Below are 17,905 nucleotides of genomic sequence, written 5' to 3'. Positions count from 1 at the left end.
GCGCGCTCAGCGGGCCGCGCGGTACGGCTCGTCGAAGGGCACGAAGTCGTGCTCGGCCAGCGCGCCGTCGATCCAGGCCCGCACGGCCGGCAGCGCGCACACGCGCTCCACGTACTGCGTGACGGCCGGCGGCACCGGCAGCGCGTAGGTGCGCAGGCGCATGCACACGGGCGCGAAGAAGGCGTCGGCAATGCCGAACTCGCCGAACAGCATCGGGCCGCCGTGGGCTGCGAGCAGGCCGGTCCACATCTCGGTGATGCGCCGCACGTCGGCGCGCACGGCGGGCTGGTCGCGCCAGAGGATGGCACCCGCCTGCGGCAGCGACGCCTCGATGTTCATCGGGCAATGGGTGCGCAGCGCGGCGAAGCCGGCGTGCATCTCGGCGCAGACGCTGCGCGCGCGGGCGCGGGCCGCAACCTCGCGCGGCCACAGCTGCCGGTCGGGGAACCGCTCGGCGACGTACTCGGCGATGGCCAGCGTGTCCCACACCGCCAGCTCGCCGTCCACCAGCACCGGCACCTGGCCCACGGGGCTGATGCCGGCGAGCGTGCGCTTGAACGGCGAGCCCTCGTCCATGGCATCGAAGCGCACCATCACCTCCTCGAACGGGATGCCCGCCTGGCGCAGCAGCACCCAGGGCCGCATCGACCAGGACGAATAGTTCTTGTTGGCGATGTAGAGCCTGAGCATCCCGTGTCCCCGCGAAAAGGCACGATGCTAGCGCCGGGCCGGCGGGCGATTGATGCCCGATCGGCCCGGCATTGATGCCTCAGGGCAGGTCGCGGTTCGGCTCGGGCACCGCGGCGTCGCGCGGCCCGACCAGCCCGAGGCGGGCCTTGAGCGACTGCGGCTGGCCGGTCAGCAGGGCGGCGTACATGGTGGTGTTGGACAGCACCTTCTTGACGTAGTCGCGCGTCTCGCCGAACGGCACGTTCTCGGCCCAGATCGCCGCGTCCACGACCGGCCCGTTGCGCCAGGCGCGCGGCCGGTTCGGGCCGGCGTTGTAGGCCGCCGCGGCCAGCGGCATCGAGCCGCCGAAGTCGTCCAGCACCAGTTTCAGGTAGCCGGTGCCGATGGCGATGTTGGTGTCGCGGTCGGACAGCAACTCGGGCGAGAAGCTGCCCATGCCCAGCTTGCGCGCGGTCCAGCGCGCGGTGGCGGGCATGACCTGCATCAGGCCGGAGGCGCCGACGCCGGAGCGCGCGTCGGTGACGAAGCGGCTTTCCTGCCGGATCAGCCCGTAGACGTACGCCGGGTCGATGCCGATGTCCTGGGTGCGCCGCAGCAGCGCGTCGCGGTACGGGGTGGGGAAGCGCTGCTCGATGTCGATCTCGCCCTTGGTGCGCTCGCTGGTGTTGATGCAGCGGTCCCACACCTGGCGGTCGCAGGCGAACTGCGCGGCGGCCAGCAGTTCGCGGTCGGACAGGCCGCCCGGCCGGGCGAGGTTGGTGCCGTAGTTCCACTCGCGCACGCCTTCGCCGCGCAGGCCCAGCTCGATCGCGTACAGCCCCCGGTTGAGGCTGGGATTCAGGCGCGCGGCCTCCTTCTCCTCGGGCGTCAGCGGCGCGGGCCGGGGCGGCGGCGCGATCTTCTGCCCGAGCTCCTCGAGCGCCAGCTGCTCATAGAACCCCCGCGTGGAGGCGATCGACTGCAGCACGGTGGCCGCCTCGGCGCGATCGGCCTCGCCGCCCGCGGCCAGCAGGGCGCGCGCGCGCCAGTACTGCCAGGCCGGGTCCTTGCGCATCGCCTCGCCCATGGCGTCGATGGTGGCCAGCACCAGGGGCCACTGCGGGGCGCCGTTGCCGCGCAGCGCCGCGCGGGCCTTCCAGGCCAGCATCTCGTCGCTCAGGTCGGCCTGGCGGGTCACCCTGGCGAAATACGCCAGCGCCTGCGGATCCAGCTTCTGCGCGGCCTGGCGGCCCAGCACGCCCCAGATCCAGTTGCGCTCCTCCGCTGCCAGCTGCGGCCCCCACTTGTTCTCCAGCAGGGCGGCGGCATTGTCGGGGTCGCTGGTGGCCAGCTTGATCAGGGCCAGGCCCACCAGCTCGCGGCGCACCCGGCGGATGGCGGTGACGCGGCTGTTGAGGAACTTCGAGGGGCTCGCGTTCAGCTCGGCCAGCAGCGGCAGCGACTCGGGCGACACCATCTCCACCGCCGCGGCGACGGCGCGCGGCCGGTTGTATTCCATGGCCAGTCGCGCCTTGCGCCAGGCATCGGACGGACCGATGCGATGCCGCCCGCCCGGATCGGCGATCAGGCGGCTGGCGGCCAGCGTGCAGCCGTCGTCCAGGTCGCGCTGCGCGAACCACAGCCGCTTGACCTCGTCGGCCACCTCGGGCGGCGTGTCCGCGCCTTCGGCGAGCGCCTTGACCAGCAGGGCGTAGCAGCGCACCTGCGGGTCGTCGTTCATGCGAAAGCGCGGATGCTCGTCGGCGAAGCTGGACCAGTCGCGCCGCTGGCCGAGCAGCAGCAACCAGTCGTTGCGCAGCCGGTCTTCCTGGTACGTGCCGGCGTAGCTCGTCAGGAAGTCGCGCACCTCCTGCGGGGTGGCGGTGTCCAGGCGGGCGCGCAGCTCCCAGTAGGCGGCCCAGGGCTCCAGCGCGTGGCCGCGCGCGAGCGGCAGCAGCTGCGTGAGGCGGGCCTTGTTGTTCTGGCGGAAGGCCTGGGCCATCTCCAGGATCGTGGCGTCGGCCGGGGGCTGTTGCGCCTGGGCGGCGCCGGCGAACGCGGCAAGGATCAGTGTCAGAATCGTTCGCGACTTCATCGGAAGAATTATGGACACGCCGGAGGACAAACACGCGCTGCGCAAGCGACTGGTGACACAGCGGCTCGACCTGCCCGACCGGTTGCGGCGCGCCGACCTGCTGCAGCGGGTCATGCGCATCTGGCTGGTCGGCCGCCCCGACACCGTGATCGGCGCCTACTGGCCCATCAAGGGCGAATTCGATCCGCTGCCGGCGCTGCACCGCTGGAAGGAGGACGGTGAGCTGCTGGACGAGCCGCAGCTGCGCCGCATTGGCCTGCCGGTGGTGGACAAGCTGCACAAGACCCTGAAGTTCCACGCCTGGTTCCCGGGCTGCCCCATGGAAGAGGATGCGTACGGCATTCCCAAGCCCAAGGACACCGAGGTCATCGAGCCGACCCTGCTGTTCGTGCCCTGCGTGGGCTACGGGCCGGGCGGCTTCCGGCTGGGCTACGGCGGCGGCTTCTACGACCGCACGCTCGCCAAGCTGCAGCCGCGCCCGTACACCGTGGGACTGGGATTCACCTGCGGCTTCGTGCCCGACCTCGAGCCCGAAGCGCACGACGTGCCGCTGGACGCGATCCTGAACGACAACGGCGTGGTCTGGCCGGTCGGCTGAGCCGCCCTCAGGTCGGCATGGTGGCGGTGCCGCCACGGCGCCGCAGCGGGGGCGCGGCGGGCTGGCGGCGCAGGCCGTGCCTGGTGCGCCACTCCTGCAGCATGCGGACCAGCCGCCGGAACAGCCTGGGCACCGGGTAGCGGCAGAACGCCAGCTTGCGCACGTAGCGCTCCACGTGCCAGACCATCCAGGTGTTGGCGGGCATCACGGCCACGTCGCCGGCGCGCAGCAGCGTGTGCCGGCCGGCCGCGTCGCGCACCAGCACCTCGCCTTCCAGGATGTGCACCGTCTCCTCCACCCAGAAGTACCAGTGGAACGTGCCGGCGGTGCAGTCCCAGTGGGCCGAGGTGCAGGTGCCGTCGGGCGAACGCACGAGCTCGACGGCGCGCGCCTGGGGCTGGCCGGAGATCACCCAGTCGGGACGGATCGGGGCGGGCCGGAAGTCATCCGGGCGCGCTGCGGTCGGGCCGAGGCCTGGCGGGTGCATGAGGTGTTCGATGGCTCGCGGAAAACGAGCGCCGATTCTGCTGTTGGGCGGCCGGCCGCGCTGTAGGACGGCGACGCCCCCGCTTCAATCGATGTGGTCGATGGTGTCCGGGTCGGGCACTTCGCCGATCGCCTGCCGGGTGGCCTGCCCCTGCGCGAGCAGCCAGTCGCAGAAGGCCCGGATCTCGGGCCGGTGCACGCTGCGCGGCACCATGATGAGCCAGTAGGCCATGGGCGAATCCATCCGCAGCTTGGGCAGCGGTTCCACCAGGTCGCCGTTGGACAGGCTCTCGGCCACCATCGGCAGGCGCGCCAGCACGACGCCCTGGCCGGTCAGGGCGGCCTGCACCATCTGGTAGGCGTAGTTGAAGTACAGCCAGCGCTTGGGCTGCAGCCGGGTGAGCTGCTGCTCGTCGAACCAGCGCCGCCAGGTCAGCCACTCCAGGTGCGAGCGATGCGCGTCGCCGGCCTCGATCAGTGCGAACTGCGCCAGGTCCGCGGGCTTGCGCACCGGCGCGCTGCCCTTGAGCAGCCAGGGGCTGGCCACCGCGGTGAGCTGCTCGCCGAACAGGCGGATGGACTTGGGCGGCATGTTGGCCGCCGGCCCGTAGCGAAGCGCCAGGTCGACGTCGGCCACCTCGAGGTCGAGCGAGGTGTCGGTGGCGTCGATGCGGATGTCGATCTCCGGGTTGTCGCGCTGGAACTGCTCCAGCCGCGGGATCAGCCACATCGAGGCGAACGAGGCGAACGTGGTGACCGACACCGTCTTGCGGCCCGCGCTCTGGCGGATCTGCCGCACGGCGGCATCGACCCGTGGCAGCGCCCCGGTCACGGCCTGCAGCAGCACCGCGCCCGCGCTGGTCAGCTCCACCGCCCGCGTGTGCCGCAGGAACAGGCTCACGCCCACCTCGTCCTCCAGCGCCTGGATCTGGCGGCTGACGGCCGACTGCGTCAGGGCCATCTCCTCCGAGGCGGCGCGGAAGTTCAGGTGCCGGGCGACCGCCTCGAAGGCGCGCAGGTAGCCGGCCGAGACCGGTCGGGTGCGCAGGTGGGTCTGGGAATGCAGCATGGGCGCGGATTGATGCGTGTCTGGAATGAATAGCCTAGCTGCTTTTCATTGGACTGCCAACCGTGCCCGCACGAAGATTCATCCCCGAACAGACCTGCCAGGAGAAACGCCATGGAAACGCTCGCGCTGCGCCAATCGCATCAATCCACGCCCCGCCCGCCGGGCACGTGGAAGCTCGAGCCGGGCCGCGCGCTGACGCTGCGCCCGCGCGAGGACGGGGTCCTGCGCGTCGCCCAGGGCCGCCTGTGGGCGACCTTCGACGGGCCGCACGGGCCGGCCGGGCCCGCGGGCGGCGACCTGCTGGTGGACGCCGGCGAATCGCTGCGCGTGCGGGCGGGCCGGCGCATCGTCATCGAGTCGACGCAGCGCGACGAGCCGGCCTATTTCGGCTGGGACCTCGCGCCGGCGCCGCAGCCCGTGCCCGCCTGCTGGGAGTGCGTGCTGCAGCCGTGGCGCGAACTGCGCAGCGCCACCGCCCTGGCCGGCGCCGCGGCGGCGCGCCTGGTGGTGGCGCTGGTGGCGGTGGGCATCGCCTCGCTGCCGCGCCGCATGCCCGGCGCGGGCGGCGGCCTGCCCGCCTGACCGACGCGGGAGGGGGCGCTCGCCCCGTCCGGCGCCGCGGGCCAGTTCAACAATGCGTAACGCATTACGCATCGTAAAATTGGTCCCAGTGGCGCCGTGGCGGCGCCAGGAGAGCACCCCGTGACCAAAGCCTTCGCGAGCCAGGCCGACCTGGCCGACAAGAAGATCACCTTCGAGCAGCTGTCGCCGCATTGCTGGGCCTACACGGCCGAGGGCGACCCGAACTCGGGCGTCATCATCGGCGACAAGTTCATCATGGTCAGCGACGCGACCGCCACCCCGGCGATGGCGCGCGACCTGATCGCGCGCATCCGCACCGTGAGCGACAAGCCGATCAAGTACGTGCTGCTCACGCACTACCACGCGGTGCGCGTGCTCGGCGCCAGCGCCTATGCCGCCGAAGGCGCCACCGAGATCATCGCCAGCCAGGGCACCTACGAGCTGATCGTCGAGCGCGGCCAGCAGGACATGCAGTCCGAGATGGAGCGCTTCCCGCGACTGTTCCGCAACGCCGAGAGCGTGCCGGGGCTCACGTGGCCGACGATGGTGATCGGCGGCGGCAACCCGGCCAAGGGCGAGGTGCCCGGCAAGCTCACGCTCGACCTGGGCGGGGTGACGGTGCAGGTCTGGCATCCGGGCCCGGGCCACACGCGCGGCGACACCATCGCCTGGGTGGAAGCGGAGAAGGTGCTGTTCTCGGGCGACCTGGTCGAGTACGAGGCCGGCGTTTACACCGGCGACGCCCAGCTGGAGGAGTGGCCGGCGACGCTGGAGGCGCTGCGCGCGCTGGGCGCCGAGGCGCTGGTGCCCGGGCGCGGCGAGGCGATGCGCGGCAATGCGCAGGTCAACAAGGCCCTGGACTACACCAAGCGCTGGGTCGAGACGCTGTTCGCGGCCGGCAAGGAAGCCGCGGCGGCCAACATGGACCTGAAGGCGGCCATGGCGCACGTGCGCAAGAGCATGGATCCGGTGTTCGGCCACGTGTTCATCTACGAGCACTGCCTGCCGTTCGACGTCAGCCGCGCGTACGACGAGGCGCGCGGCATCAAGAACCCGCGCATCTGGACGGCCGAGCGCGACAAGGAGATGTGGGCCGCGCTGCAGTCCTGACCCCCTGGGGCCGGCCGCTGTCGGACGGCGCTGACGCGGCCGTCGCGGCCGGCGCCGACAGCGCGTTGCCGTCGCGTTGCCTAAGCTGCCCGCTCCTCCAAGGAGACGCGACATGCAGCAACAGCAACGCCCCGGCGACCGCATCGCCCGGATGCAGCAGATGGCCGGCTCGAACGAGTTCCAGCCGCAGCAGCCTGGCTCGGGCGCCAAGCCGCAGGGCTCGGACGACCAGCCCAAGGGCTCCGGCGAGCCCAAGGGCGCGGGCGACAAGCCGCAGCAGCAGATGGGCGAGGGCAGCTACGAGGCCACCCGCGACTACCAGCAGCGCATCGGCCGCTACATGGACAAGGCGGACGTCAAGTCCGACGCCGAAAAGGCCAGGCCGCGCTCCGAACAGGAGGCGCGCGACCTGGAGCAGGCCGAAAAGGAAGGCAAGTCGCACGCGCGCGGCGAGGACTGACGGCCGTCAGTCCGGCACGCTGCGCGCGGCCACCAGCGTGCCGCACGCCAGCGCCGCCAGCAGGGCGGCCATCCCGATGGTGCCGCCGAACTGCAGCGCCGCCCCGCTGGCCACCGGGCCGGCGGTGGCGCCCACCGTGTAGCCGGTGATCATCGCGGCGGCGCCGCCGGCGGTTGCGCGGCCGGCGAAGACGTGCGCCACCTCCACCATCGTCAACGTGTAGAGCGCGCCGCCGACCCCACCCCACACCACGCCCGCGATCCACAGCAGCCACGCGGCCTGCGCGGCGAAGCCGAACGCGATGCTCGCCGCGAGCAGCAGCAGCGCCGCCCCCGTGAAGACCCGGCGCAGCGCGAAGCGGTCGGCCGCCAGGCCGGCCGGCAGCTGGCACAGGAAGCTGCCCACGCCGATGGCGCCCGCCACGCTGGCTGCCTGGCTCAGGCTAAGGCCGCTGGCCGACGCGTTGGCGGCGCTCACCGACCCGAGGCCCGCCTCGAACACGCCGCCACTGAACGCGATGAGCGCCAGCAACGGCACGGTGCGCAGCGCCTCCCACGTGCCGGCCTGGCCCGGCGGCGGCTCGAGCGCCGAACGACTCGGGATCGCCAGGGCCACCGCGCAGCAACAGGCGACCAGGGCCACCGACGCCCACAGCACGGGCCGGGCGCCCCAGCCGAGCAGGGCCGGCACGAACGGCCCGAGCGCCAGCGCCGCGCCGAGCGCGGTCTGGTACAGGCCCATCACCCGGCCGCGCTGGTCGGGCGGGGCCTGCCGCGCGAGCAGCGCCTCGGTGGCGTTCCACAGCGCCGCCGCCCCCACGCCGCTCACCAGCGAGCCCACGGCCCAGGCGAGCCACGGGTCCGCCAGCGCGTACAGCAGGACGCCGGCCAGCTGCAGCAGGCAGCCGGCGCGGTACGTGCGCACGACGCCCCAGCGCGCCAGCACCCGCGGCACGATCGGGATCAGCAGGCCGACCATGAGGAAGGGCAGCATGGCGAACAACCCGACTGCGGAGGTGCTGGCGCCGGCCTGCTGCAGGCTGACCGCGAGCACCGGTGCCGCCATCGCGGCGGCCAGCACGATCAGCGTGGTGGTGAACGCGAACCGCCACACCACGCCCATGGCGTCGTCGCGAGCGGCGCCGGTCATTCGGGCCGCGCGAGTTCGCCGAAGTCGCGCTGCCAGGCGCGCAGCCGCCGCACGGCATGCTCGCGCTGGGAGGCGCTGGCGCTCGCATGCAGCGTCGCGACCATCCGGCAGGTCTCGTTGCGCTGGGTCTCCAGGTAGGCACGGTATGCCGGGTCGGGCGAGGCGAGGAAGCGCCCGAGCAGGCCGTGGACCGCGGTCCGGGCGTCGGCAATGGTGATGGCCTGCCCCCCGAGTTGGCGCAGCACGCCCAGCGTGTCCTGCTGGCGGCGCCGGCGCTCGGCGAGCACGGTCGCCGGCCGGAAGGCCGAGGCCTGCAGCTGGCGGCGCAGCTGCGTCGCCTGCGCCTCGGTGAGCGTGCCGTACACCGTCTCGGCGCGCTCCACCATCGCCTGCGTGCGCTTGTCGAGCAATTCGGCCGGCGACAGGCGCACCCATTCCTTCTGGTAGTCGCCGTTCTTCTGCGCGTACTTGCGCTCCAGGTGCTCCAGCTGCGCGGGCCGGAGCGACAAGGCATGGGCGGTCACTGCCGGCTCGATGCGCGTCAGCAGGGCCGCCACGCGCTCGCGCAACGCCGGCTCCAGCGCGCAGGCCTGCTCGGGCGTGAAGTCGGCGGCCGCCAGCTGCTCGATCCGCTGCAGCAGCTGCACGTACCGGGGCAGTTCCTCGCCGCGGTGCCAGGCGTGGATGCGCGCCAGGTCCTCGCGCACGGGCTGCCGCTGCGCATCGTCGAAATCGACGTAGCCGTCGATCCACCAGTAGGCGACTTCGGGCAGCGTGTTGTAGCCGAGCTTGATGGCGCTGCAGCCCGCGAGCGCCACCGTGAGACTGAGCAGCCCGATAATCCTCGCCAGCAGCGGCGCAGCATTGAAGCGAATCGAAGGAAACGACATGACAGCAGTAGACGTGGTCATCATGGCCGCCGGCAAGGGCACGCGCATGAAAAGCAGGCGGCCCAAAGTGTTGCATCGATTGGCCGGCCGTGCGTTGATCGACCATGTGGTCGCCAGCGCGGCCGCGCTGGCCCCGCGTCGCATGGTCGTGGTCACCGGCCATGGCGCCGAAGCGGTCGAGGCGGCGGTCCGGGACCTGGCCGCCGTGCGCGAGGGCACGCCCGTCGCCTTCGTGCGGCAGGAGCCGCAGCTGGGCACCGGCCACGCCGTGCAGCAGGCCGTGCCGCACCTGCCCGACGACGGCGTGGCGCTCATCCTGAACGGCGACGTGCCGCTGATCTCCCCGGACACGCTGCAGTCGCTGCTGCGGGCCTGCGGCGGCACCCGGCTCGCGCTGCTGGGCGTGGAGCTGCCCGATCCCACGGGCTACGGCCGCATCGTGCGGCAGGGCGAGCGCGTCACCGCCATCGTCGAGCACAAGGACGCGACCGAGGCGCAGCGCGCCATCCGCGAGGTCTACACCGGCTTCATGGCGGTGCCCAACGCGCTGCTCAAGCGCTGGCTGGCGCGGCTGACCAACGACAACGCCCAGAGCGAGTACTACCTCACCGACATCGTGCGCCACGCGGTGGAGGACGGCGAGCCGGTGGTCGCCGTCGATTGCGACGACCGGCTGCAGGTCGAGGGCGTCAACAGCCCCGTGCAGCTGGCCCAGCTCGAGCGGGCCTACCAGTCGCACGTGGCGGACCGGCTCATGGAGCAGGGCGTGCGCCTGGCCGATCCGGCGCGGCTGGACGTGCGCGGCACGCTCGAGTGCGGCCAGGACGTCGAGATCGACGTCGGCTGCGTGTTCGAAGGCTGCGTGGTGCTGGGCGACGGCGTGCGCATCGGCCCGAACTGCGTGATCGCCAACGCGACCATCGCCGCGGACGCCCAGATCCAGGCGTTCACCCACATCCAGGGCGAGCGCGCCGGCGTGCGCATCGGCGAAGGCGCCGAGATCGGGCCGTTCGCGCGGCTGCGCCCGGGCGCCGACCTCGGCCCCGAGGTGCACATCGGCAACTTCGTCGAGGTCAAGAACGCCAGCCTGGCGCGCGGCTCGAAGGCCAACCACCTGGCCTACCTGGGCGACGCGCAGGTGGGCGAGCGGGTCAACTACGGGGCCGGCTCCATCACCGCCAACTACGACGGCGCCAAGAAGCACCTGACGGTGATCGAGGACGACGTCCACGTGGGCAGCAACTGCGTGCTGGTGGCGCCGGTGCGCATCGGCCGCGGCGGCACCATCGGCGGCGGCTCGACCATCACCCGGGACACCGAGCCCGGCGTGCTGTCGGTCGCGCGGGGCAAGCAGGTCAGCATCGCCGGCTGGAAGCGCCCGGTCAAGCCGGCCAAGCAGTGAGCCTCAGCCCCGCCGGGGCAGGGCCAGCCGCGGGTCGAACTTGGCCCGCCGCACGGCGAAGAACGCCTTCACGTTGCGCACGTTCGCGTCGGCCGTGAACAGCCGCTGCGCGACGGCCAGGTAGCCCGGCATGTCCGGCGCCTGCACCACCAGGATGAAGTCCGGCCCCGGCGAGACGCGGTAGCACTGCTGCACGGCCTCGTCGGCGACCGCGCGCTGCTCGAAGGCGCGCATTGACTCGTCGTCCTGGCGGTCCAGCGTGATCTCGACGATGGATTGCAGGCCGTGGCCGACCAGGGGCGCCAGCCGGTCCCGGTCCAGGATCGCGACCTGCCGCTCGATCAGGCCCAGCTTGCGTAGCCGGGCCACCCGCCGCAGGCAGGTCGGCGGGGAGACATGGACCCGCGCGGCCAGGTCCTGGTTGGTCAGCGAGGCGTCCGCCTGCAGCTGGTCCAGCAGAGCCAGGTCGACGGCGTCGATGGAAATTGATTCCATGAATCACTAACTGATGAACGAATATTGCAATTCTAGGGCGCCACGAAAGATCGTTCCATTCATCATCGAATTCAGATTGCAAATTTCTCGACGCGACGCCTACAGTCCCGGCCACCAAGGAGTCACGCCTCATGTGTGGAATCGTCGCCGCGGTCTCGACCCGCAACATCGTCCCCATCCTCGTCCAGGGCCTGCAACGGCTGGAATACCGCGGCTACGACTCGTGCGGCGTCGCCGTGTATGCGGATGGCCTGCGCCGCGCCCGCAGCACCTCGCGCGTGGCCGAACTGATGACGCAGGTCGAGCGCGAGCACCTGTCCGGCACGACCGGCATCGCCCACACGCGCTGGGCCACGCACGGCGCGCCGGCCGTCCACAACGCGCATCCGCACTTCAGCCACGGGCCCGGTGAGGGCGCCGCCAACCGGCCGGGGCGGGTCGCCCTGGTGCACAACGGCATCATCGAGAACCACGACGAGCTGCGCGCCGAACTCAAGGCCAAGGGCTACGCCTTCGCCAGCCAGACCGACACCGAAGTCATCAGCCACCTGATCGACAGCCTCTACGACGGCGACCTGTTCGAGGCGGTGAAGACCGCGGTGCAGCGGCTGCACGGCGCCTATGCCATCGCCGTGTTCTGCAAGGACGAGCCGCTGCGCGTGGTCGGCGCCCGCGCCGGCTCGCCGCTGGTGCTGGGCGTGGGCACCGAGGAGGGCGAGAACTTCCTGGCCAGCGACGCGATGGCGCTGGCCGGCGTGACCGACCAGATCGTGTACCTGGAGGAGGGCGACGTCGTCGACATGCAGCTGGGCAAGTACTGGATCGCCGACCGCGCGGGCAAGGCCGTCACGCGGCCCGTGCGCACCGTGCAGGTCCACAGCGGCGCGGCCGAGCTGGGCCCGTACCGCCACTACATGCAAAAGGAGATCTTCGAGCAGCCGCGCGCCATCGCCGACACGCTGGAGGGCGTGCAGTCCGTGGTGCCGGAGCTGTTCGGCGACGGCGCGCACAAGGTCTTCCAGGAGATCGACTCGGTCCTGATCCTGGCCTGCGGCACCAGCTACTACAGCGGCTGCACGGCCAAGTACTGGCTGGAGGCGATCGCCCGGATTCCGACGCAGGTGGAGATCGCCAGCGAATACCGCTACCGGGAGTCGGTGCCGAATCCGCGCACGCTGGTGGTGACGATCAGCCAGTCGGGCGAGACCGCCGACACGCTGGCGGCGCTGCGGCACGCGCGCTCGCTCGGCATGGAGCACACGCTCACCGTGTGCAACGTGGCGACCTCGGCGATGGTGCGCGAGTGCAAGCTGGCCTACATCACGCGCGCCGGCGCCGAGATCGGCGTGGCGTCCACCAAGGCGTTCACGACCCAGCTGGCGGGCCTGTTCCTGCTCACCCTGGCGCTGGCCCAGGCGAAGGGGCGCATCACCGAGGCACAGGAGGCCGAGCACCTGAAGGCCATGCGCCACCTGCCCGCCGCCCTGGGCGCCGTGCTGGCGCTCGAGCCGCAGATCATCGGCTGGGCCGAGCAGTTCGCGGGCAAGGAGAACGCGCTGTTCCTGGGCCGCGGGCTGCACTACCCGATCGCCCAGGAAGGCGCGCTCAAGCTCAAGGAGATCACCTACATCCATGCCGAGGCCTACGCCGCCGGCGAGCTCAAGCACGGCCCGCTGGCCCTGGTCACGAGCCAGATGCCGGTGGTGACGGTGGCGCCCAACGACGCCCTGCTGGAAAAGCTCAAGAGCAACATGCAGGAGGTGCGTGCCCGCGGCGGCGTGCTGTACGTGCTGGCCGATGCCGACTCGCGCATCGAGAGCGAGGAGGGCCTGCACGTGATCCGCATGCCCGAGCACTACGGCCCGCTCAGCCCGCTGCTGCACGTCGTGCCGCTGCAGCTGCTGGCGTACCACACCGCCTGCGCGCGCGGCACGGACGTGGACAAGCCGCGGAACCTGGCCAAGAGCGTCACGGTGGAGTGAGCTGGCCCCTCGGGGCTCGAGTCGTCCTGGCTTGGCGCTCGACACGGGCGGTCTCGCGGCATGCTGTCGCGTGCCAGCGCCCCGAGCAAGGCCTTGGGGCCACGGGGCGACGGAAAGACCCGGAACCAAGTCGCGACTCAGCCGCGCAGGGCGCGCAGCTTTTCCGCGCACCGGGCCGCATCGAGGACATGGCCGGCATCGCGAAACTGCGCCGTGGCGGCTTCGAAGCAGCGCGAGGCCGCATCGCGGTCCGCGCCGCGCGCCAGCGCCATGTGCCCTTCGACCTCCGCGTGCGCGGCATGCCAGGCAGGAAGCCGCATGACGACCCTGGCGAGGTAGGCACTCTGTTCCTCGAAGGCCCCTGCGCGATCGAGATCGCCCGCCCGGGCGGCGGCGATGGCCGCCGGCACCGCAAAGGTGATCCGGCAGCCGGGGCAGGTCTCCAGGGGCCCGCGCACGGACTCGATCGCGTCTTCCAGCGTCCAGCGGGCATCGCCTTCGAGGTCGGCGAGCGCGATGCGCGCGCCATAGATGCGGTCGAGCAGGTGGAAGCCGACGTCGGTCTGGCGCGCCAGGTCCAGCGCCTGTGCCAGGCGGTCGTGCGCCTCGTCCAGCCGCCCGCGGGCCATGGAGGCTTCGGCCAGGCGCTGCGTCGCGAACGACTCGCCGGTCGCCGCGCCGATGGCGCGATGGAGGTCCACTCCCTGCGAGAGGTGCCGTTCGGCACTGTCGATGTCGCCGGCGAGCAGTTCCGCCTCGCCACGGATGGTGATGCCGAAGGCCTCGCCTCGCCGTGAACCCAGGCGCCTGGCTTCGTCGGCCAGGGCTTGCGCGAAGGCGATCACCTCCGGGTACGGACGCGCGCCGTACAGGAAGCGCTGCACCATGCACAGCTGGCCATCGAAGACCCGCACGGCGAGATGCGGCAGTTGGGCGGTGTCGCGCAGGTCCACGCGCACGGCCTGTGCGAGCTCGCCGCGGGCATGCGCGGCCGCGGCATGTGCCCATGACGCGATGACCAGCGCACCCGTGTCGCCCGACACCAGCGCGAGGCGGCGCGCTTCGGCCGACTTCGCGCTGCCGATGGCGGGATCGACCGCGCCGAGCGCCGCGGCGCCGCTGTAGGCCAGGGCCTCGCACAGCCGCCCTTCGTCCGTGCAGGGAGACAGCCCTTGCAGGGCCTGCACGCCGCCTTTCGGGTCGCCCTGCTTGATCTGCGCCAGCGCGGCCTTGACGCGCAGATCGTCGGCGAGCGGCCCGCCGTCGGCATCGGCGGCCGCGCGGTAGGCGGCCACCGCGAGCGGATGGCCCAGTGCATCCAGCGCCTCCGCGCGCAGCCGCAGGGCTACGGCGTGCCGGCCGTCGTGGGCGAGCACCGGCTCGAGATGGCGCAGCACGTCACTGAAGGCCGCCAGGCGCAAGGCGGCCTGCGCGGCATCGAGCAACCAGGGGCGCGCCTCGCGCACGCTGCCACCGGCGAGCCAGTGCCTGGCCACCAGCGCCGGTGGCACGTCGAGCCCGGCCAAGCGCTGCGCGATGTCCCGGTGCAGCTTCAGGCGGTGGTGCGGCGCGACAAGGTCGACCAGCGCCTGCCGCACCAGCTCGTGGCAGAAGCGGTAGCGCGCATCGTCGACCACCAGCGTGCCCAGGCGCAGCGCCAGGTCGAGCACCGCGAAGGCCTGTGCCTCGCCTCCGGGGGCGAGCGCCGCCGCGGTGGGCGCATCGAAGGCATCGTTGGCCAGGGCGAGCCGGCGCAGCAGGTCCAGGGCGGCCTCGGGGACGTCGCACAGCCGATCGGTGATCGCCTCGGCCACGCTCGCCGGCAACCGCGCCGATGGCACGGTCGCGCAGCGCAGGAGTTCGAGCGCCACGAACGGGTTTCCGTCCGCCATCGCCACGATGCGTTCGGCCGCCTGGCCGGCCAGTGGTGCGGACGCGGCCGCCGCGACCAGCCGGCGCAGTTCCGCCGGCTCGAGCGGGCCGAGCTCGAGCCGCTGCAAGCGGCCCAGCGCCACGAGCCGCGCCACGCCGCGCGCCAGTGGCGTGGCCGGCGAGAGCGGGCGGGCGGACAGCCAGACGAACACTGGCGGCCCGGCGGAGACGAGGTGCAGCACGACTTCGACCTCGGCATGGTCGAGCAGGTGCGCATCGTCGACCTGCAGCATCACGCTGCCGCCATCGGAAGCCGCGAGCAGCAGGCGATGGAACGCACCGATCACCTGGTGCCTGCCCAGCGGCCCGGGCAAGGCATCGGCCGGCCCCGCCAGGGGCACCAGGCGCGCGAGCACCGCCCGCGCGGCCTCGCCGATGACGTCGAGCAGTTCGCGCCGGCCTCGCACCAGTTGCCCGGCCAGCGCGGCCAGCGCGCCGTAGGGGCGTCCTGGCAGGGCCGCGGTGACCGAAGCAATGGTCCAGCCGGCCTCGTCCAGGTCGGCGCCGACGGCGCGGGCCAGCGCCGACTTGCCGATGCCGCCGGGGCCTTCGAGCAGCACGCCACCCGGCCGCTGGCGCGGCGGCTGGGCCAGCCAGGCGTCGATGCGCGCACGCACCAGTTCCCGGCCGACGAGCGCGGGACCGCGGTCCTCCAGCCCTTGCACGGCGCGTCGGTACAGCGCCTGGGTGGCTTCGTCGGGCGCGACGCCCAGCGTCTTCTGCAGCGTGGTGCGAAGCCGTCCATACCAGCGGATCGCCGCCGAGCGGTTGCCGCTGGCCAGTTCGCGCTCCATCAAGGCACGGTGCGCGGGCTCGTCGGCCGGCTCCAAGTCGACCAATGCCTCCCATTGACCCGCGGCGCGCAGCAGCCGGGCCTGCAAGGCATGAAGCCGCTCGCGCGCCGGCTCGAGCCAGGCCTCGTACGGCGCGGCCGGCAGCAACCCGCCGGCATAGAGGGCCGCGGCCTCCGCACAGGCGCCCGGGACGCCCGCGGCCAGCGCCCTGCGCGCCTGCCGCTCGAACTCCTGCGCATCGACCAGCACCTCCAGCGCGGGCCCGAGGACGACCAGGCCGCCCTGGAGCACCACGCTGTCCTGGCGCCCGATCGCATGCCGTGCGTGGTGCGCGGCCTTGCGCAGGTTCGCAGCGCCGGCGTCCGGATCCAGGTGCGGCCACAGGACGTCGATCGCCTGCTCGCGCGGAAGGCGATGCTGCTCGGCCAGGGCGAGCAACTGCACCAGGTGCGTTGCGCGCAGGCTCGTCCAGCGCTGGCCGGGCACCGTCGCGCCGCCGAGCGTGACGCTGAAGCCACCGAGGAGACGCACGCCGAGGCGGACGGTGGCGGCCCGCTGCGGTGGGTCGTGGTGCATGGCTGGGAGTTTGCAGGGCGCGTGCGCGCGCCGCAATGGCGGGCGAGCCCGGGAACGATCCAGGAACGGCGGCCGCCGATGCTGCGCACTCCCATCATCACCAGGAGATGCGATGAGCACCGAACTGCCGATTCCGACGCCGCCCGACCACGGTGCGGACCTGCCGGGCCCCTGCCCGGATCCGTCGACGCCGCCAGCCGATCCCGCCACTCCCCATGAGGCCCCCGGCAGCGCCTGGGCCGGCATGGTCGAGTACGAGTCCTGGCTGCGTTTTCCCGGCTGAACCATGCAGGAGGCCATGATGAATGCATCCCTTTACGACCGCCTCGGCGGCGCCCGAGCCATCGCTGCCGTCGTCGACGACTTCGTCGATCGCCACGCCGTCAACCCGGTGATCGCGCCGCGCTTCCAGGGCAAGGACCTGCCCCGGCTGAAGCACATCGGCACGCAGTTCTTCTGCATGGGCGCCGGCGGACCGCAGCGCTACGAAGGCCGCGACCTGCGGTCCGCGCACGCCGGCATGAACATCAGCGAGCAGGAGTTCATGGCCGCGATCGATGACATCGTTGCCGCGCTGCAGACGCAGGGCGTCGGCGCGCCCGAAGTCAATGAAGTCGTCGGCATCCTCTACTCGATGAAGGGCGAGGTGCTTCGCACCTAGCGCCGTCGAGTCGGACCCCGGCGTCCGCGAGCCGGCAGGCGGCCCGGACGCCTGCTGCTTGCCGGCTGCTCACGGCAGGCGGCGGATGGCAGGTGGCCCAGCAGCTTGCCTGCGGTCGAGGTCGATGGGCCACCCGTCGGGCCGGCCGGGCCGCCCCGCGGCGTGGGCGCGGCATCTCAGCATTCGACGCCGTCGCGCGCGTCATGGGCTGGTTCGCGGACCACGGCGGGGATGCGAGTGCAATACTTGCACGCGCCATGAATGCCCACCAAGGCAGAGCGTCGATGCCGGCAAGGCCGAGGTGCCGCGCGGCCACCGCGCTGCTGCTCGCGCTCGCCGCCGGGCCCTGCGTCGCGAGCGGCGTGTCGGACACGCTGCGGCCCTCGGGCCTGTTCCTGAAGTGGGGCGGCAGCAGGGCCCACGTCGATGCGGGGACGGTCGGCGCGCTCTGGGACTGGCGCTGGCGGTACGACGGCCAAGGCGGCACGCTCACCGCCTACACCGAAGCGACGCTCGGCAACTGGCGCACCCACGACGAGTTGCAGGACCGCTCGTTCACCCACGTGGGCATCACGCCCGTGCTGCGCTGGTCCCCTCGCGCATGGGGCACCGGCTGGTTCGTCGACGTCGGCATCGGCGCGAACTGGATCTGGCCGGTGTACCGCGACGGAAACCGGCACTTCTCCACCGTCTTCAATTTCGGCGACCACCTGGGCGTGGGCCGGCGCTTCGGCGACGGCCTCGAGCATGAGGTCTCCCTGCGCCTCGAGCACTATTCGAACGCGCACTTCAAGCGGCCCAATCCCGGCGAGAACTTCGTCGCCATCCGCTACACGCGGCGGTTCTGAGCACGCGCGGGCGTGCAGGCCCTCGCGCTCGCACCTGGCGCGCAGGGGGCGGGGGCCGCGCGAGGCGCTACAGTCCGCGACGGCCGGACCGCACCGGTCGATGCAGG

General features: G+C 72.3%; 16 protein-coding genes. 8 read left to right on the top strand and 8 right to left on the bottom strand.

The window, feature by feature from the left end; genetic code table 11:
* Window positions 1-6: 6 nt before the first annotated feature.
* On the bottom strand, window positions 7-690 hold the full coding sequence (locus AC3ANR_RS18175) for a glutathione S-transferase family protein (protein ID WP_488289510.1): 684 nt from the start codon (window positions 688-690) through the stop codon (window positions 7-9).
* A 79-nt stretch (window positions 691-769) separates the two neighbouring features.
* Complete coding sequence (locus AC3ANR_RS18170; protein ID WP_488289509.1) at window positions 770-2,764, bottom strand: lytic transglycosylase domain-containing protein; 1,995 nt, start codon at window positions 2,762-2,764, stop codon at window positions 770-772.
* A 10-nt stretch (window positions 2,765-2,774) separates the two neighbouring features.
* On the opposite strand from AC3ANR_RS18170, the gene AC3ANR_RS18165 reads away from it, so the two are divergent.
* A complete protein-coding gene (locus AC3ANR_RS18165; RefSeq protein ID WP_488289508.1) occupies window positions 2,775-3,362 on the top strand; it encodes a 5-formyltetrahydrofolate cyclo-ligase in 588 nt (195 codons plus the stop codon).
* A 7-nt stretch (window positions 3,363-3,369) separates the two neighbouring features.
* Here the strand turns inward: AC3ANR_RS18165 and AC3ANR_RS18160 are convergent, their stop codons facing one another.
* Together AC3ANR_RS18160 and AC3ANR_RS18155 are read right to left on the bottom strand one after the other, a co-directional pair.
* Entirely contained in the window at window positions 3,370-3,849 is a 480-nt protein-coding gene (locus AC3ANR_RS18160) for a cupin domain-containing protein (protein WP_488289507.1), read from the bottom strand.
* A gap of 84 nt (window positions 3,850-3,933) precedes the next feature.
* Window positions 3,934-4,917: a LysR substrate-binding domain-containing protein gene (locus AC3ANR_RS18155; protein WP_488289506.1), complete on the bottom strand. Its 984-nt coding sequence runs from the start codon at window positions 4,915-4,917 to the stop codon at window positions 3,934-3,936.
* Between the two features lie 111 nt (window positions 4,918-5,028).
* Here AC3ANR_RS18155 and AC3ANR_RS18150 point away from each other — a divergent pair, with 111 nt between their 5' ends.
* The 3 genes from AC3ANR_RS18150 to AC3ANR_RS18140 all read left to right on the top strand — a co-directional run bounded on the left by AC3ANR_RS18150 (window position 5,029) and on the right by AC3ANR_RS18140 (window position 7,069).
* Complete coding sequence (locus tag AC3ANR_RS18150) at window positions 5,029-5,499, top strand: DUF2917 domain-containing protein (protein ID WP_488289505.1); 471 nt, start codon at window positions 5,029-5,031, stop codon at window positions 5,497-5,499.
* Window positions 5,500-5,619: 120 nt separating this feature from the next.
* Window positions 5,620-6,609, top strand: a complete 990-nt coding sequence (locus tag AC3ANR_RS18145) for an MBL fold metallo-hydrolase (protein WP_488289504.1) — start codon at window positions 5,620-5,622, stop codon at window positions 6,607-6,609.
* Window positions 6,610-6,721: 112 nt separating this feature from the next.
* Window positions 6,722-7,069 (top strand): hypothetical protein, encoded by a 348-nt coding sequence (locus AC3ANR_RS18140; RefSeq protein WP_488289503.1) that lies wholly within the window; start codon window positions 6,722-6,724, stop codon window positions 7,067-7,069.
* 6 nt (window positions 7,070-7,075) lie between these two features.
* On the opposite strand, the gene AC3ANR_RS18135 is transcribed toward AC3ANR_RS18140, so the two are convergent.
* Complete coding sequence (locus tag AC3ANR_RS18135; protein ID WP_488289502.1) at window positions 7,076-8,218, bottom strand: MFS transporter; 1,143 nt, start codon at window positions 8,216-8,218, stop codon at window positions 7,076-7,078.
* Entirely contained in the window at window positions 8,215-9,108 is an 894-nt protein-coding gene (locus tag AC3ANR_RS18130; RefSeq protein ID WP_488289501.1) for a DUF6279 family lipoprotein, read from the bottom strand. Before AC3ANR_RS18130 ends, AC3ANR_RS18135 begins: the two co-directional genes overlap by 4 nt.
* On the opposite strand from AC3ANR_RS18130, the gene glmU reads away from it, so the two are divergent.
* Window positions 9,107-10,510, top strand: a complete 1,404-nt coding sequence (glmU, locus tag AC3ANR_RS18125) for a bifunctional UDP-N-acetylglucosamine diphosphorylase/glucosamine-1-phosphate N-acetyltransferase GlmU (protein WP_488289500.1) — start codon at window positions 9,107-9,109, stop codon at window positions 10,508-10,510. The two genes, AC3ANR_RS18130 and glmU, sit on opposite strands and share 2 nt — an antisense overlap.
* 3 nt (window positions 10,511-10,513) lie before the next feature.
* Here the strand turns inward: glmU and AC3ANR_RS18120 are convergent, their stop codons facing one another.
* Window positions 10,514-11,005, bottom strand: coding sequence for an Lrp/AsnC family transcriptional regulator (locus AC3ANR_RS18120; RefSeq protein ID WP_488289499.1), 492 nt, complete (start codon window positions 11,003-11,005; stop codon window positions 10,514-10,516).
* Window positions 11,006-11,136: 131 nt separating this feature from the next.
* Here AC3ANR_RS18120 and glmS point away from each other — a divergent pair, with 131 nt between their 5' ends.
* Complete coding sequence (gene glmS, locus AC3ANR_RS18115) at window positions 11,137-12,987, top strand: glutamine--fructose-6-phosphate transaminase (isomerizing) (protein ID WP_488289498.1); 1,851 nt, start codon at window positions 11,137-11,139, stop codon at window positions 12,985-12,987.
* 137 nt (window positions 12,988-13,124) lie between these two features.
* Here the strand turns inward: glmS and AC3ANR_RS18110 are convergent, their stop codons facing one another.
* Window positions 13,125-16,535, bottom strand: a complete 3,411-nt coding sequence (locus AC3ANR_RS18110; RefSeq protein ID WP_488289497.1) for an ATP-binding protein — start codon at window positions 16,533-16,535, stop codon at window positions 13,125-13,127.
* 55 nt (window positions 16,536-16,590) lie between these two features.
* On the opposite strand from AC3ANR_RS18110, the gene AC3ANR_RS18105 reads away from it, so the two are divergent.
* Together AC3ANR_RS18105 and AC3ANR_RS18100 are read left to right on the top strand one after the other, a co-directional pair.
* On the top strand, window positions 16,591-16,950 hold the full coding sequence (locus AC3ANR_RS18105; RefSeq protein ID WP_488289496.1) for a group I truncated hemoglobin: 360 nt from the start codon (window positions 16,591-16,593) through the stop codon (window positions 16,948-16,950).
* A 284-nt stretch (window positions 16,951-17,234) separates the two neighbouring features.
* Entirely contained in the window at window positions 17,235-17,798 is a 564-nt protein-coding gene (locus AC3ANR_RS18100; protein ID WP_488289495.1) for an acyloxyacyl hydrolase, read from the top strand.
* The last annotated feature ends 107 nt before the right edge of the window (window positions 17,799-17,905 follow it).

The organism is Ramlibacter sp. JJN2-2R (genome assembly GCF_057747835.1).
The sequence above is the reverse complement of the archived record's forward strand: the minus strand, read 5'-3'. Positions and strand labels throughout refer to the sequence as shown.

What these genes read in the sequence shown, in the direction of transcription:
- AC3ANR_RS18110 (WP_488289497.1), bottom strand. Translation starts at nt 16,535, where the DNA reads ATGCCGGCCCAGGCGCTGCCGGGGGCCTCATGGGGAGTGGCGGGATCG.
- AC3ANR_RS18165 (WP_488289508.1), top strand. Translation starts at nt 2,775, where the DNA reads ATGGACACGCCGGAGGACAAACACGCGCTGCGCAAGCGACTGGTGACA.
- AC3ANR_RS18140 (WP_488289503.1), top strand. Translation starts at nt 6,722, where the DNA reads ATGCAGCAACAGCAACGCCCCGGCGACCGCATCGCCCGGATGCAGCAG.
- AC3ANR_RS18135 (WP_488289502.1), bottom strand. Translation starts at nt 8,218, where the DNA reads ATGACCGGCGCCGCTCGCGACGACGCCATGGGCGTGGTGTGGCGGTTC.
- AC3ANR_RS18120 (WP_488289499.1), bottom strand. Translation starts at nt 11,005, where the DNA reads ATGGAATCAATTTCCATCGACGCCGTCGACCTGGCTCTGCTGGACCAG.
- AC3ANR_RS18100 (WP_488289495.1), top strand. Translation starts at nt 17,235, where the DNA reads ATGCCGGCAAGGCCGAGGTGCCGCGCGGCCACCGCGCTGCTGCTCGCG.
- AC3ANR_RS18160 (WP_488289507.1), bottom strand. Translation starts at nt 3,849, where the DNA reads ATGCACCCGCCAGGCCTCGGCCCGACCGCAGCGCGCCCGGATGACTTC.
- AC3ANR_RS18155 (WP_488289506.1), bottom strand. Translation starts at nt 4,917, where the DNA reads ATGCTGCATTCCCAGACCCACCTGCGCACCCGACCGGTCTCGGCCGGC.
- AC3ANR_RS18105 (WP_488289496.1), top strand. Translation starts at nt 16,591, where the DNA reads ATGAATGCATCCCTTTACGACCGCCTCGGCGGCGCCCGAGCCATCGCT.
- AC3ANR_RS18130 (WP_488289501.1), bottom strand. Translation starts at nt 9,108, where the DNA reads ATGTCGTTTCCTTCGATTCGCTTCAATGCTGCGCCGCTGCTGGCGAGG.
- AC3ANR_RS18175 (WP_488289510.1), bottom strand. Translation starts at nt 690, where the DNA reads ATGCTCAGGCTCTACATCGCCAACAAGAACTATTCGTCCTGGTCGATG.
- glmS (WP_488289498.1), top strand. Translation starts at nt 11,137, where the DNA reads ATGTGTGGAATCGTCGCCGCGGTCTCGACCCGCAACATCGTCCCCATC.
- AC3ANR_RS18150 (WP_488289505.1), top strand. Translation starts at nt 5,029, where the DNA reads ATGGAAACGCTCGCGCTGCGCCAATCGCATCAATCCACGCCCCGCCCG.
- glmU (WP_488289500.1), top strand. Translation starts at nt 9,107, where the DNA reads ATGACAGCAGTAGACGTGGTCATCATGGCCGCCGGCAAGGGCACGCGC.
- AC3ANR_RS18170 (WP_488289509.1), bottom strand. Translation starts at nt 2,764, where the DNA reads ATGAAGTCGCGAACGATTCTGACACTGATCCTTGCCGCGTTCGCCGGC.